The following is a 14,844-nucleotide window of genomic DNA, read 5'->3' as shown; positions in this document are numbered from 1 at the left end:
TCATGCGGATTTACTGAACGCTTCGCGAACCAGCGTTTTGGTGAAGCGCAGACGCCCGTCAAAGGGGGGCTGGCTGTACTCTTCCGGATCGCGTTCGAGATCGAATTGCGGCGCGTAGCCCTGGCTTAGATAGAGCCTCACCGCTTCCGGTTGACGAAAACCGGTAGTGAGATAGATACCGCTGTACCCCGCCAGCACCGCCCTGCGCTCCAGCTCCTGCACCACGCGCGCGGCCAGCCCCTGCTGGCGCAGCGTTTTGTTTGTCCAGATGCGTTTGATCTCGGCGGTGTGCGCGTCAAAGGGTTTGTACGCGCCGGTGGCGATGATCTCGCCGTCGCGCTCCAGCACGATAAAAAGCCCCTGCGGTGGCAGATACCACTCGGTCAGTTCGATTTCTGCGTCTTTGGAAAAGTAGTCGCCGTAACGGGCGGCGTACTCTCCGAACAGCCCGTCAATGATGGGCTGAAGATCGGCATCTTCCGGCGAAACGTCGCGAAACAGATCGCTCATGTGACCTCCTTAGTCGCCCAGCCCGGCCGGGTTCACTTCTGAGCTCGGAATACGCTCGACACCTTCGCCCCAGCGGTTGAGCACCTTGTCGTAATCCCCGTTTTTAATCACACCGTTGAGCGCCGTTTGCACCGGTTCTACCAGCCCGGAGCCTTTTTTCAGCGTTACGGCGATGTGCGCCGCTTTCGGCCAGCCGCCATCCACGCTGCCCACCAGTTTGGTTTTGCCAGTCAGGGCCGCTTTCCACGCGCCAATCACATTCGGCCCGAAGAACGCATCAGCCCGCCCGGACTGCAACGCCAGCGTTTGCGCCGCGTCGTCTTTGGTGTAGACCGGGGTGAACGGCTTCAGCCCTTTTTTGAGGTTTTCCGCGTTCCACGCCAGCAGGATCGCTTCCTGATTGGTACCGGAGCCGACAATAATGCGCAGCCCGGCAATGTCTTCAGCCTTCTCAAGGGATTTAATCGGGCTGGTCGATTTGACGTAGAAACCGAGGGAGTCTTTTCGATAGGTAGCAAAATCGAACTTCTCTTTGCGCTCTTTGGTCACCGTGATGTTGCTGATCGCCGCGTCATATTTTCCGGATGCCACGCCGAGTGGCCAGTCCTCCCAGGAGGTCGGCACCACGTTCAGCTCCAGCCCGAGGCTGTCAGCCACCAGACGCGCAACGTCCACTTCGCTGCCCAGCAGGGTTTTGTTGTCATCGGAGAACACGGTAAGCGGCGGCTGGTTCAGCCCCGCCACGGCGACGGTGAATTTTCCCGGCACCGCAAAGCGATAATCCTTCGGCAGTTGCGCCACGGCATCGCCGTTTTTGACGGTATTCACCGGCGTTTTATTGGCCTCGATGCTCACACCGGTGCCGTTAATGTTCACATTTTCTGCCCAGACGGCAGGGGTAAAGGCCAGCGCGAGCGCCAGAACGAGCGAGGTTTTCTGCATAGCGTGTCTTCTCTTATTGTTGTGTGAACTGATTTTTTGGCTGGTCTAACCCCAGGCTTTCGCGAAGCGTGGTGCCCGGATAGTCGGTGCGGAACAGTCCGCGGGCCTGCAGGAGCGGCACCACCTGATCGACAAAGCGCGGGAAGGTGTCTGGCGTACCGCCCTGAATAATGAAACCGTCTGCGGCGTAGGCGTCGAACCACTGCTGCAGGCCATCGGCCACCTCTTCCGCGGTGCCGGAAAAACGTGGGCGCGGGGAGGCTGCTTCCAGCGCCATCTGACGCAGCGTCAGGTTCCGCTCGCGGGCGTTACGTTTGATCTCATCGGTGGTACTGCGGAAACTGTTTTGCCCTAATTCGCCGATATCCGGGAAAGGTTCGTCGAGAGGATACTGGCTAAAATCGTGATGCTCGAAATAGCGTCCGAGATAATTCAGCGCGTCGTTTATCGATACCAGCGCGGCGGTGGTTTGATACTGTTCTTCCACGTCTGCGGCATCTTTTCCGACAATCACACTCACGCCCTGGAAAATATGCAGTTCATCAGCGCGGCGGCCGTTTAATTCCAGCTGAGATTTCACGTCACGATAAAAGGCTTTGGCTTCGTCCAGGGTCTCGTGATGCGTAAATATGGCGTCGGCATGTTTTGCCGCCAGTTTTTTGCCGTCTTCCGAGGCCCCCGCCTGAAACACAATCGGGCGGCCCTGCGGTGTGCGGCCAATATTCAGCGGCCCGGCGACCTGGAAGAAATCACCGTGGTGATCCAGCGTGTGTAATTTCTGCGGATTAAAGAATTGCCCGCTCGCTTTATTGCGCACAAAGGCGTCCTCTTCCCAGGAGTCCCACAGCCCTTTCACGACGTCGAGATACTCATCGGCGATGCGATAGCGCAGTGCGTGCTCGGGGTGTTTTTCGCGGGAGAAGTTTTTCGCTGAGCCTTCCAGCGGCGAGGTCACCACGTTCCAGCCCGCGCGCCCGTTGCTCAGATGGTCGAGGCTGGCAAACTGCCGCGCGACGGAAAACGGCTCGCTGTAAGAGGTCGACAGCGTTCCGACCAGCCCCAGTCGCGAAGTTATGCTCGCCAGAGCGGATAAAACAGTTAACGGCTCAAAGCGATTCAGAAAATGCGGGATCGACTTTTCATTAATATAAAGTCCATCGGCGACGAATAAAAAATCGAGTTTCCCCTCTTCCGCTTTTAACGCCGTCTCTTTGACGAAATTGAAATTAATGCTGGCATCAGCCACGGCTGCCGGATGACGCCAGGCGGACATATTTCCCGATGCGCCATGCAATATGGTCCCAAGACGCAATTGTCGTGTTGCAGACATAGTCACCCCTTACTGGTTAAATTTGATGTAATGCTTTTTCTGCAAGCTGCGAGAAATAGTGCGCGGCGGGTTCGATTAAGGCTTCGTCCGGATTAAAACCCGGATGGTGCAAACCGAAAGGACTGTTGCTGCCAATGCTGACGAACGCGCCGGGAATGTGCTGTAAATAGACGGCAAAATCTTCACCGCCCATGTGCAGCTCTGCGTGCTGCGTTTCGTAACCCGTTTCGCGCGCCACGGAGGTGGCGAAATCGGCCCAGCGTTCATCGTTCACCAGCGCGGTCGGTCCGGCGTACCAGGTGATATCAATCTGCGCGTTAAAGGCGCTGGCAAAACCGGCAGCGATTTCGCCGACACGGGCTTTGACGTTCTGCTGCACTTCAATGCGATGGGTGCGAAGCGTCCCTTCCAGCTCCACGCTCTCAGGCAGTACGTTCCAGGTGTTGCCGCCTTCGATGCGCGTCACGCTCAGCACCACGGAATCCAGCGTATTGACGTTACGGCTGGCGACACTTTGCAGGGCGGTGACGAGCTGGCTGGCAAGCAGAATGGCGTCGGAGCCTTCGTGCGGACGGGCGGCGTGCGCCCCTTTACCGGTCACGCGGATCACAAAGCGGTCGACGTTGGCGTAAAACGGCCCGCCGCGCGTGGCGAAGGCCCCCACCGGTAAACCGGGTTCGTTGTGCATACCGAAAATCGCGCTGACATCCTGAAGCGCACCGGCGCGGACCAGGCTTTTCGCTCCGCCAAAATTCTCTTCGGCGGGCTGGAACAGAATGCGCACCCGCCCCGGCAGCGTGGCTTCGCGGGCTTTGAGTTGCAACGCTGCGCCCAGAATCACGCTGGTGTGAATATCGTGACCGCAGGCGTGCATTACGCCCGGATTTTGCGAGCTAAATTCCACACCGCTGCGCTCCTCAATCGGCAGCGCGTCGATGTCTGCGCGCAGGGCAATCTGTTTCTGGCCCTGACCAATTTCGGCGACGATCCCGGTCTGGAGATCGTACGGCAGCACGGTGATCCCGGCCCCCGACAGCCACTGGCGCAGACGGGCGGTGGTTTCGACTTCCTGCCCTGACAGTTCAGGATGGCGGTGCAGTTCACGGCGCCAGTCGATCAGCTGTTGTCCGAGGCTCATACCAGCACCTCCCCGGCAAATTTGGCCTGCGCCAGTAAGCGCAGGGATTGTGTGCGGGCGACTCCATCCGCCACGGGCGTATCAATAATAAATTCGTCGATGCCCCATGTCTGGTGCAGGTTTTCCAGTTCATTGAGCACCGATTCCGGCGTGCCTTTGATCAGCGACTGGGCGCGGCGGGCAATGCGCAGCGGTTCGCTTTCGGCCTGTCGCGCAAAGGCATAGGCCTGCTCTTCGCTGGCGACCGTTACCCGCTGGCCGTTCGCCAGCTCAACGCCCCACACTTCCACTTTTTCCGCCAGCGCATCGGCCTGCGCCTGAGTCGGGGCGACGATGGCCTGAACCGCCACGATGGCGTTAAGCGCGCTGTGAGTGCGCCAGGTTTCCAGCACGTCGCGCAGGAGATTCACATCCCCGTTGAGATGGGCGGCAAAGACAAAATTCCAGCCGAGTTTCGCCGCCAGCTGCGCGCTTTCAACGCTTGCGCCGAGCAGGAATTTTTCCGCGGGCGCAGAGGGCAATGGCGTGGCTTTGACGCTGTCGTCCTGCACGTCAGTTGATGGGGTAAGCCAGCGATCGAGCTGGGTCAGCTGATCGGCAAAACTCCCCTTTTCGTCCTGATGCAGCCCCTGTTGCAGCGCGCGCGTGGAGAGCGGCAAACCGCCGGGCGCTTTCCCGACGCCCAAATCGACGCGGCCAGGGGCAATCGACGCCAGCACGTTGAAGTTTTCCGCCACTTTGTACGGACTGTAATGTTGCAGCATCACGCCGCCAGAGCCGACGCGGATGTGTTTGGTTTGTCCCAGAATCCAGGCAATGAGCAGCTCAGGCGAGGGGCTGGCCAGCTGCGCGGTATTGTGATGTTCGGCAATCCAGAAGCGGTGAAAACCCAGCGCTTCGGCCTGTTTTGCCAGACTCAGGGTACGCGCCAGCGCGTCGGCGGCCGTTTCGTTCACCGCCACAGGGCTTTTATCCAGAATGCTGATTCGCCAGGACATGTTGTGTTCTCGTTTGACTTAACATGTCGCCATTATTAAAGGGGGATTTCACCTCTGAGAAACAATTAATTTACATTTAGTTTGCCGGAAATCAGAAATGCATCCCCCTTCTCTTCATAAGCCTATCGTGCAGAACAGATTAGCCGCCGCGATCTGTCCATGTTAACGAAAGTGTATTTCGGGAGTTCAATTTCCGTGGTTTATTCATATTTCACTTAATATTTAACTTAAGGAGAGAATTTCATTCGCCATTAAAAATGGCGGCACTCTTTTTTTTGCAAATTCATTACATAAGCAATGTTTAATAGATAAAAAATAGTTAATTCAGGTGCTTTCTTGTTCACCCTGTTTTGTGGAAGAATGCGCAGGCCGTAATAAACACAACAATAACTTTTGTCTTGCCTGAATATTTTTCGGGCGGCTTTTCTGTTTTTTTGACATCACCATGGAGTTTTTCATGAGAAATAACACTCCTGTTACACAAAGCGAGTATTTACTTAACGAAGGGTCGACGCTGATGTCGACCACCAATACGCAGAGCCATATTACCTATGCCAACTCTGCGTTTATTGAAGCCAGCGGCTATAAAGAAGAACATCTTATTGGCGAGCCGCACAATGTCATTCGCCATCCGGATATGCCGCCTGACGCCTTTGGGGATATGTGGTTTACGCTCCATCAGGGCCAGAGCTGGACCGGGCTGGTCAAGAACCGCCGCCATAACGGCGATCACTACTGGGTGCGCGCCAACGTCACGCCGGTGTATCAAAACGAAACGCTGACCGGTTATATTTCCGTGCGAAATATCCCCCCGCGCGATGAGATAGACGCCGCTGAACATCTCTATCAGCGGGTCAGAAATAACCAGCTTACCCGGCATCGTTTTTATAAAGGCTTACTGGTTCGTCGCGGGTTATTCTCTTTTCTTTCTCTCTTTAAAAAAATAAGCACGGCGAAAAGAGTCAATTACGGTATTGCCGTTACCGCTATGCTTTCGTTACTGGTATCCCTTTTATTACCGAAAGGAGTGATGCAAATCGCCGGGCTGATGGCGCTCTTTATTGTGCTGGGCTTATATCTGAATGCGCAGGTTTGCCGCCCTCTTAAAAAGATTGTCCGCCAGATGCAACAGGTCGTTTCCGGGCGAAAACCCGCTTATTTTCATTTTGATCGTGTCGATGACGTGGGCATGATGATGCGCCTGGTCAATCAGTCGGGGCTGAATTTAAATTCTCTGGTTGATGACGTCGGAACGCAAATTGCCGGGATCAGCACCATCAGCCAGCAGGTGGCAAAAGAAGGTGCTGCGTTACAGGCGCGCTCTGAAGAGACGGCTGATGATTTGCAGCAAACCGCTGCCGCCGTGGAGGAGATCGCCAGCGCCGTAGAGCAAACCGCGCAAACCGCCGGGGAAGCAATCCATATGGCCGACCGCACCAGCAGCAGCGCCCACAGCGGCGAAACCGCCATGAAGCAGACCATCGGCATGATGCAGTCAGTGTCGAAGGATAACAGCCAGATTGTCGATATTATTGGTGTGATCGACCGAATCGCCTTCCAGACCAATATTCTGGCGCTCAACGCCGCCGTAGAAGCGGCGCGCGCGGGTGAAGCGGGCCGTGGTTTTGCGGTCGTGGCCGCCGAAGTGCGCAACCTGGCGCAGCACTCGGCCTCGGCGGCGAAAGAGATCAAAACGCTGATCGAGAAGAACGTCGCCAGCGTCAACGCCGGTGTGGCAATGGTCGAACAGACCGAAACCCATCTGACGGCGATGATTTGCAATGTGTTACAGGTGACGTCGCTGATCAAAGAGATCGGCCATGCGACGCAGGAACAGACGCTGGCCCTGACGCTCATCAACGAGTCCATTTCCCGTATCGGCGTGATGACCCACAACAATACGGGGATGGTCGATAACGTTACCCGCGCCGCTAATCACCTGACGGAGCGCACCACACGGCTGCAACAGGCGATTGCGGTATTTGGCGGTTAACGCCCCTGATACTCCTCGTCGCTCACTTTTTCCAGCCACTCCACCGGGCTGCCGTTCACGGATTCGGCGATGGCAATATGGGTCATCGCGGTCTGTGAACTGGCCCCGTGCCAGTGTTTTACACCAGGCGGTATCCAGGCGATATCGCCCTGGTTCAGCACCTCGGCGTCTTTGCCCCACTCCTGTAACCAGCCGCGTCCCTGCGTCACAATCAGAGTCTGTCCCAGCGGATGGGTGTGCCAGGCGGTGCGCGCACCCGGCTCGAAAGTTACCGTCGCGCCGCCGACGGACGCAGGTTCCGTTGCCTGAAACGGCGCATCAATGCGCACGGTTCCGCTAAACCACGCTTCCGGGCCACGGGCTGAGGGTAACGAACCACTACGGATAATTTTCATGTTGTCTCCTGTTTTGCTGATGCGTTAACAGTAGCGCAAACCAGTGAGCAGCATTAGACTGCATAATCAGAAAGGAACCATGAGCCAAATTCATATATCGGGAGCCTCGCCGTGCTGAAAGACAATTTCAACGATTTGTTGTCGTTTATGGTAGTCGCTCGCGAGCGGAGCTTTACCCGCGCCGCTGCCCAGCTTGGCGTGTCGCAGTCGGCACTGAGCCACGCAATGCGCAATCTTGAAGCGCGTCTGGATATGCGCCTGCTCACGCGCACCACCCGCAGCGTGGCCCCGACCGAAGCCGGCGAGCAGCTTTTTATGCGCTTAAGCCCACACCTGCTGGAGATCGAACAGGAACTGACGGCCCTGCGCGAGATGCGTGACAAACCCGCCGGGAACATTCGCATTACCGCCGGTGAGCACGCCATGTCGGCAGTGCTGTGGCCGGTGCTGAAACCCTTTATGCTGCAATACCCGGATATTCACGTTGAGGTCACCGTCGACAACGGCCTGACGGATATCGTTGATGGTCGTTTTGATGCGGGCGTGCGCCTCGGCGAACAGATCGCCAAAGACATGATTGCGGTGCGCATCGCGCCGGATATGCGGATGACGGTGGTGGGCTCGGCAGACTATTTTGCGCGCCACGGCATGCCAGAAACGCCGGAGCAGCTGGCAAACCATTCATGCATCAATATGCGCCTGCCTACCCTCGGCGGGCTGTATGCCTGGGAATTTGAAAAAGACGGGCGAGAAATACGCGTGCGGGTGGAGGGGCAGTTGACGTTAAATAACCTGCCGCAGCGGATTGATGCCGCCGAGGCAGGTCTGGGGCTGGCGTATGTGCCGGAAGATACGGTGCAGGATGCCATTGCGAAGGGCCGACTGATCCCGGCCCTGCAGGCATGGTGCCCGTATTTCGACGGGTACCATCTTTACTACCCGAGCCGCCGCCAGCACACCACCGCGTTTTCGCTGCTGGTCGACGCCCTGCGTAAGACCTAAATTACTTGCCGACGCGCGCCTGCAAATGCTGCGGGTAGCGATCGCCGACCACATCAATGCTCGCCAGCGCCTCATTAATACGGGCGAGCGCTTCCGGTGACAGTGTCACGTTAACGCTTCCCAGATTCTCCTCCAGACGATGCAGTTTGGTGGTACCCGGAATCGGCACAATCCACGGCGCTTTCGCCAGTAACCACGCCAGCGCGATTTGCGCCGCTGTCACGCCCTGCTCGGCAGCCAGGCGCTGCACCAGATCCACCAGCTGCTGGTTAGCCTGCCGTGAGGCTTCGCTAAAGCGCGGCACCACGTTGCGGAAATCGCTGCTGTCGAAGGTGGTTTGGGCGTTGATCGCCCCTGTCAGGAACCCTTTACCCAGCGGGCTGAACGGAACAAAACCGATGTTTAACTCCTCCAGCAGCGGCAGAATTGCCTGCTCGGGCTCGCGCCACCACAGGGAATATTCGCTTTGCAGCGCGGTGACCGGGCAGACCGCATGCGCGCGGCGAATGGTGTCGACGCCCGCTTCTGACAGGCCAAAGTGTTTTACTTTACCTTCGGCAATCAGATCGGCAATCGTTCCCGCGACCTCTTCCACCGGCACGTCCGGATCGACGCGGTGCTGATAATAGAGGTCAATCACCTCTGTTTTCAGGCGTTTTAACGATCCTTCAATCGCCGCGCGAATATGTTCAGGGCGGCTGTTAAGTACCTGGCCCGGCTGATCGCAGTCAAAACCAAATTTGGTCGCAATCACCACTTTGTCGCGCACCGGTGCCAGCGCTTCGCCGACCACCTCTTCGTTAATATACGGGCCATAAACTTCGGCGGTATCGAAAAAGGTGACGCCGCGATCTACCGCTGCGCGGATGAGGGCAATGGCCTGCGCCTTGTCCGTCGCCGGGCCGTAACCGAAGCTTAAGCCCATACACCCCAGCCCCAGTGCGGAAACCGTTAAACCGTTTTGTCCGAGTTGTCGCTGTTGCATCTCTTTTCCTCATGGGTTTTCGTGATTAACGCTTTTACTGTAGAGGGAGTGGTTCATGAGCACTACAGCGCAGAAAAGCTTGTGCTTATGAATTCAGTTCATCAATGCCATTGCGCAACTATTAAGCACGCCTGATGATTAAAGCAGCAGTTAACGGGTCATTTTCTCTGCAAACTGGTCACTATTCAGCATGTTGTGATCCTCGTCTGCTCTGACCACACCATTTCATTCGATCCGTATCACTTTCAGACCGGTTATATTTTGCGTCGCTTATGGATTGCGGGTAGGATGCTTCGCCATGTTTTGCCTTATCCATACGCAGAATGACTGGAAAGGCGACATCTGGCTGCGCAGAAGCAATCGTTTGGTCTGCTGACAGCCATGTACGGGCATCCCTAAGATGATTCAGACAGGTAAACAGGTATCTCAATGAAAACAAGCAATAAAAACGCAGCCGATCATCACGCTGCGAAACGTCGCTGGTTGAACTCTCACGAAGAGGGCTATCACAAGGCGATGGGCAACCGTCAGGTACAGATGATCGCCATCGGCGGCGCTATCGGTACGGGGCTATTTTTAGGTGCAGGCGCGCGTCTGCAAATGGCTGGCCCGGCTCTCGCACTGGTCTATCTGGTGTGCGGTATTTTCTCCTTCTTTATTCTGCGTGCGCTCGGCGAGCTGGTATTGCACCGCCCTTCCAGCGGCAGCTTTGTCTCCTATGCCCGTGAGTTTCTCGGCGAAAAAGCAGCCTATGTGGCGGGCTGGATGTACTTCGTCAACTGGGCGATGACCGGGATCGTGGATATCACCGCGGTCGCGCTGTATATGCACTACTGGGGCGCGTTTGGCGATGTACCACAGTGGGTGTTTGCCCTTGGCGCGCTGGCGATTGTCGGCACCATGAACATGATTGGCGTGAAGTGGTTCGCCGAGATGGAGTTCTGGTTCGCGCTGGTGAAAGTTCTGGCGATTGTGATCTTCCTGGTGGTCGGTACGGTGTTCCTCGGCAGCGGTAAACCGCTCGACGGCGGCGCAACCGGCTTCCATCTGATAACCGATAACGGCGGCTTCTTCCCGCACGGTCTGCTGCCTGCGCTGGTGCTGGTTCAGGGCGTCGTGTTTGCCTTCGCCTCTATCGAACTGGTCGGGACCGCCGCGGGTGAATGTAAAGATCCGCAGACTATGGTGCCAAAAGCGATCAACAGCGTCATCTGGCGTATCGGTCTGTTCTATGTTGGCTCGGTGGTACTGCTGGTGCTGTTACTGCCGTGGAATGCCTATCAGGCGGGTCAAAGCCCGTTCGTGACCTTCTTCTCCAAGCTCGGCGTGCCTTACGTGGGCAGCATCATGAATATCGTGGTACTGACCGCCGCGCTTTCGAGCCTGAACTCCGGTTTGTACTCCACGGGCCGTATCCTGCGCTCCATGTCGATGGGCGGTTCTGCGCCTAAGTTCATGTCGAAAATGAGCAAACAGCAGGTGCCGTACGCGGGGATTCTGGCAACGCTGGTGGTGTATGTCTTTGGCGTGTTCCTGAACTATCTGGTCCCGTCTCAGGTGTTTGAGATCGTACTGAACGTGGCGGCAATCGGCATTATCGCCTCCTGGGCGTTTATCGTGGTCTGCCAGATGCGCCTGCGCAAAGCGATCAAGGAAGGTAAAGCGGCGGATGTGAGCTTCAAGATGCCGGGCGCACCGGTGACCTCGTGGTTGACCCTGTTGTTCCTGTTGAGCGTGCTGGTGCTGATGGCGTTTGACTATCCAAACGGCACCTACACCATCGCCACCATTCCGCTGCTGGCGGTGCTGCTGGTTGCTGGCTGGTTTGGCGTGCGTAAGCGTGTAAACGAAATCCACAGCACCGCGCCGGTACTGGCGGATGATGTGCAGCACGACGCGCCGTTGATCGAAGAGACGTCGCGTTAAGATTTTACAGGCCGGGCCAGGCGACAACGCTCCCCGGCAACAATAAACAAGGAAGGCCTGGGCCTTCCTTTTTTTTTTACCCCACAGCGCCAGATTTACGCGGCGCTACCACACTCGCTTTACAGCGCGATACGGATCACGTCGTCAGGCTGGGTGGCTTCCTGCTGACGGGTAGATTTCTGTTTCACCGTCACATACAGCGTTTTGCCGTCAGCGGACAGCGCCAGGCTGTTCGGGAAGGTTGGCGTATCGATGGTTTTCGTTACTTTGTAGGTTTTCGCGTCGATCACGCTGACTTTGCCCGCTTCGCGGTGCGTCACGTAAGCTTCGTTGCGCGTCGGGTTAAACAGCACCGCCAGCGATTCCGGCGCAGCGATTTTCTCGATCACACTTGCGTCCTTCAGGTTCACCACCAGCACTTCCGGTTGTTTGGAGTCGGTCAGGAACGCGCGTTGCCCTTTGGTATCCAGGCTCAGGTTCAGGTAGAAATGCTCTTTCCCGTCGTCCTGCACTTTTTTGCGGCTCAGCACTTTGTGCGTGGTCGTATCGATGGTGATCAGCTCGCCGTCGGCGTTGGTGCTGTAAAGACGTTTTGCCTGCGCATCCAGCGCCAGACCCGTGCTGAATGCGCCGGTGTTAGCAATGGTCTCTTTCAGTTTCAGGGTTTCGCCATCCACTACCCAAATCACACTCTCTTTGCCGATACCGGTGATATAGACGGTATTGGTGGTGTCATCGGCCACCAGCTCGCGCGGCTGCAGCGGCTTCACGGTTTCGCTGCGCTTGCGATCGTCAAGCACCAGGCGCCCTTTCACTTCGCCGGTTTTGGCGTCGATAGCCGTTATCGCGCTGTTGGTGGTGTTACCAAACCACAGGGTCTGAGTGGCATTGTTGATGGTGGCGCCGAACGGTTTTAAATCGTTATGAATGGCCTGCGTCACTTCAAGTGTGACGGGATCAAGACGGTAAACCACGCCACCTTTATCCGTTTTGCGGCTTTGCGTGGTCGCAACCCACAGGGCATTTTCCTGCTGGCTGACCGCCATTTCGTAAGCCCCTTTACCCACCGCTTTTCGCAGCATCTCTTCTGCAGCATGAACATTAAACGACCCCGCTACCAGCAGTGAACCCAACAGCAGAGAACCACGCAGACGCGGTGAGCACAGATGACGTAATGACATGACGACTCCCTTTGATAAAAAAATGTGTAATGCCGACATTGCTTCCCTGAGACGAAGTCATCGCTTCATCCTGTTTTATTGTTGAGAATAGTAATCATTATTCACCTGAATGTGGAGCCTTTGTTTCCCCTTTCGCGCCCCGCTTCGTTTTTATCTACACTTCTGTTAACGCAACGTGCTGTTAAAGTTTTCAAAACCTTTACAAAAGATTTACCATACGCACATGTGTTCCATTTGGTTCGTTTTCTTCATCAACCGGCTCTTTATTCATGAAAATCATTTCTGCCCGTCAGGCCACGCTCACCCTGTTGTGGATGCCGACGATCTTTGCCCCCGCAGCGGCACTGGCTGCACAAGAACAAACGATGATCGTCAGCGCCACGCCGCAGACCGTTTCTGAACTCGATACCCCTGCCGCGGTTAGCGTCGTGAACGGGGATGACATGCGTCAGGCTGCGCCGCGCATCAACCTTTCTGAATCGCTCGGCAGCGTGCCAGGTTTACAAATTCAGAACCGGCAGAACTACGCTCAGGACCTGCAGCTCTCCATGCGCGGCTTCGGTGCCCGCTCCACCTTCGGCGTGCGCGGTATTCGCATGTACGTCGACGGCATTCCGGCGACCATGCCGGACGGCCAGGGGCAGACTTCAAATATCGATCTCTCCAGCATCGACAGCGTCGAAGTGCTGCGCGGCCCGTTCTCTGCCCTGTACGGCAATGCCTCCGGCGGCGTGATCAATATCGCCAGCCAGACCGGCCAGCAGCCGCCGACCATTGAAGCGAGCAGCTATTACGGCAGCTACGGCACCTGGCGCTACGGCCTGAAAGCCACCGGCGCAATGGGTGACGGCACCCATGCGGGCGATGTGGATTACACGGTGTCGACGACCCGTTTCACGACGAAGGGCTATCGCGACCACAGCGGCGCGCGTAAAAATCTGGCGAACGCCAAACTGGGCGTGCGCATTGATGACGCCAGCAAACTGACGCTGATTTTCAACAGCGTCGACATGAAAGCTAACGATCCGGGCGGACTGGATTATCAGGAGTGGCGCGATAACCCGCGTCAGTCTCCGCGTGCCGATCAGTACAACACGCGCAAAACCATCAAGCAGACCCAGGCTGGCCTGCGCTACGAGCGCCAGCTGACGGAGCAGGACGATCTCAGCGTGATGATGTACGCCGGTGAGCGTGAAATGACTCAGTATCAGTCGATTCCCTATCAGCCGCAGCTGAAAGAGACCCACTCCGGCGGTGTGATCGATATGCAGCGCCACTATCAGGGCGTGGACACCCGCTGGACGCATCGCGGCGAACTGCTGGTGCCCGTGACCTTCACCACCGGGCTGAACTACGAAAACATGAGCGAAGATCGTCGCGGTTACGAGAACTTCGTCATGAACAACGGCGTGCCGGAGTACGGCGTGAAAGGCGATAAACGCCGCAACGAACGTAACCTGATGTGGAACGTCGACCCGTATCTGCAGACCAGCTGGCAACTGACGCAAAAACTCTCCCTGGATGCAGGCGTGCGTTACAGTTCCGTGTGGTTCGACTCCAACGATCACTACGTGCAAGGCGCCAACGGGGATGACAGCGGCGACGCAAGCTACCACAAATGGCTGCCTGCCAGTTCTTTAAAATACGCTATCACCGATGGGTGGAATGTCTACGCTGCGGCAGGCCGTGGGTTTGAAACGCCGACCATCAACGAGCTCTCCTACCGTTCCGGGAATCAAAGCGGGCTGAACTTCGGCCTGAAACCCTCCACCAACAATACTTACGAAGTGGGCAGCAAAACCCGCGTCGGCAATGGTCTGTTGACGGCGGCGCTTTTCCGCACCGATACGGATGATGAGATTGTGGTAGACGCCAGTTCCGGCGGCCGTACCAGCTATAAAAACGCCGGGAAAACGCGTCGTCAGGGCGTGGAGCTTTCCCTCGATCAGCAGTTTGCCGAGAACTGGAAGCTGAAAATGGCGTGGACGTATCTGGATGCAACGTACCGCACCAACGTCTGTTCCGACGCCGACTGTAACGGTAACCGTATGCCGGGCATCGCCCGCAATATGGGCTACGCGTCGTTGGGCTGGCAGCCGGAAGAAGGCTGGTACGCAGGCTCCGATGTGCGCTATATGAGCGATATCATGGCGGACGATGAAAACACCGCCAAAGCCCCTTCCTACACCGTGGTCGGCCTGAATACGGGCTACAAATTTAACTACGGCAACTGGGGAATGGACGTCTTCGGGCGCGTCGATAACCTGTTCGACAAAGAGTATGTCGGATCGGTCATCGTTAACGAATCCAACGGCCGCTACTACGAACCGGCTCCGGGGCGTAATTACGGCGTGGGGATGTCCGTGTCATATCGCTTTGAGTAAAATCGCAATCCGTCGATGAATGAGCATAGCAACCAATCCCGCCTGACCAGGGCGGGATTT

At 56.7% G+C, this 14,844-nt stretch carries 11 protein-coding genes and 1 pseudogene; 4 read left to right on the top strand and 8 right to left on the bottom strand.

Features of this window, described 5'->3' with window-relative positions; all coding sequences use genetic code 11:
- The 5 genes and pseudogenes from OVA10_RS13185 to OVA10_RS13165 form a co-directional block, all read right to left on the bottom strand.
- The gene (locus OVA10_RS13185) at window positions 1-510 is read right to left on the bottom strand and encodes a GNAT family N-acetyltransferase (protein WP_123427816.1); all 510 of its coding nucleotides are present in this window, start codon (window positions 508-510) and stop codon (window positions 1-3) included.
- A 9-nt stretch (window positions 511-519) separates the two neighbouring features.
- A pseudogene (locus OVA10_RS13180) lies at window positions 520-2,782 on the bottom strand (NtaA/DmoA family FMN-dependent monooxygenase).
- A 16-nt stretch (window positions 2,783-2,798) separates the two neighbouring features.
- Window positions 2,799-3,920, bottom strand: coding sequence for a M20 peptidase aminoacylase family protein (locus OVA10_RS13175; protein WP_102103784.1), 1,122 nt, complete (start codon window positions 3,918-3,920; stop codon window positions 2,799-2,801).
- Entirely contained in the window at window positions 3,917-4,918 is a 1,002-nt protein-coding gene (locus OVA10_RS13170) for an LLM class flavin-dependent oxidoreductase (RefSeq protein WP_268196108.1), read from the bottom strand. The genes OVA10_RS13175 and OVA10_RS13170 overlap by 4 nt, the downstream gene beginning before the upstream one ends.
- A 324-nt stretch (window positions 4,919-5,242) precedes the next feature.
- Window positions 5,243-5,377, bottom strand: a complete 135-nt coding sequence (locus OVA10_RS13165) for a hypothetical protein (RefSeq protein ID WP_255409570.1) — start codon at window positions 5,375-5,377, stop codon at window positions 5,243-5,245.
- Here OVA10_RS13165 and OVA10_RS13160 point away from each other — a divergent pair.
- Window positions 5,376-6,911, top strand: a complete 1,536-nt coding sequence (locus tag OVA10_RS13160; protein WP_268196107.1) for a methyl-accepting chemotaxis protein — start codon at window positions 5,376-5,378, stop codon at window positions 6,909-6,911. The two genes, OVA10_RS13165 and OVA10_RS13160, sit on opposite strands and share 2 nt — an antisense overlap.
- Here OVA10_RS13160 and OVA10_RS13155 read toward each other — a convergent pair.
- Window positions 6,908-7,306 (bottom strand): (R)-mandelonitrile lyase, encoded by a 399-nt coding sequence (locus OVA10_RS13155; RefSeq protein WP_194512391.1) that lies wholly within the window; start codon window positions 7,304-7,306, stop codon window positions 6,908-6,910. The two genes, OVA10_RS13160 and OVA10_RS13155, sit on opposite strands and share 4 nt — an antisense overlap.
- A gap of 111 nt (window positions 7,307-7,417) precedes the next feature.
- On the opposite strand from OVA10_RS13155, the gene OVA10_RS13150 reads away from it, so the two are divergent.
- Complete coding sequence (locus OVA10_RS13150; RefSeq protein ID WP_100780051.1) at window positions 7,418-8,308, top strand: LysR family transcriptional regulator; 891 nt, start codon at window positions 7,418-7,420, stop codon at window positions 8,306-8,308.
- A 1-nt stretch (window position 8,309) separates the two neighbouring features.
- On the opposite strand, the gene OVA10_RS13145 is transcribed toward OVA10_RS13150, so the two are convergent.
- The gene (locus OVA10_RS13145) at window positions 8,310-9,293 is read right to left on the bottom strand and encodes an aldo/keto reductase (RefSeq protein ID WP_123427808.1); all 984 of its coding nucleotides are present in this window, start codon (window positions 9,291-9,293) and stop codon (window positions 8,310-8,312) included.
- A gap of 429 nt (window positions 9,294-9,722) precedes the next feature.
- On the opposite strand from OVA10_RS13145, the gene ansP reads away from it, so the two are divergent.
- Window positions 9,723-11,219, top strand: coding sequence for an L-asparagine permease (ansP, locus tag OVA10_RS13140; RefSeq protein WP_100780049.1), 1,497 nt, complete (start codon window positions 9,723-9,725; stop codon window positions 11,217-11,219).
- A 119-nt stretch (window positions 11,220-11,338) separates the two neighbouring features.
- Here the strand turns inward: ansP and yncE are convergent, their stop codons facing one another.
- Window positions 11,339-12,400, bottom strand: coding sequence for a 7-bladed beta-propeller protein YncE (gene yncE / locus OVA10_RS13135; protein WP_268196106.1), 1,062 nt, complete (start codon window positions 12,398-12,400; stop codon window positions 11,339-11,341).
- A gap of 269 nt (window positions 12,401-12,669) precedes the next feature.
- Between yncE and pqqU the strand changes: the two genes are divergently transcribed.
- Complete coding sequence (gene pqqU / locus OVA10_RS13130) at window positions 12,670-14,784, top strand: TonB-dependent receptor PqqU (protein WP_268196105.1); 2,115 nt, start codon at window positions 12,670-12,672, stop codon at window positions 14,782-14,784.
- Window positions 14,785-14,844: the final 60 nt, after the last annotated feature.

The sequence above is a fragment of the Lelliottia sp. SL45 genome (assembly GCF_026672535.1).
In the GTDB taxonomy this organism is placed as follows: Bacteria; Pseudomonadota; Gammaproteobacteria; order Enterobacterales; family Enterobacteriaceae; genus Enterobacter; species Enterobacter nimipressuralis.
The sequence above is the reverse complement of the archived record's forward strand: the minus strand, read 5'-3'. Positions and strand labels throughout refer to the sequence as shown.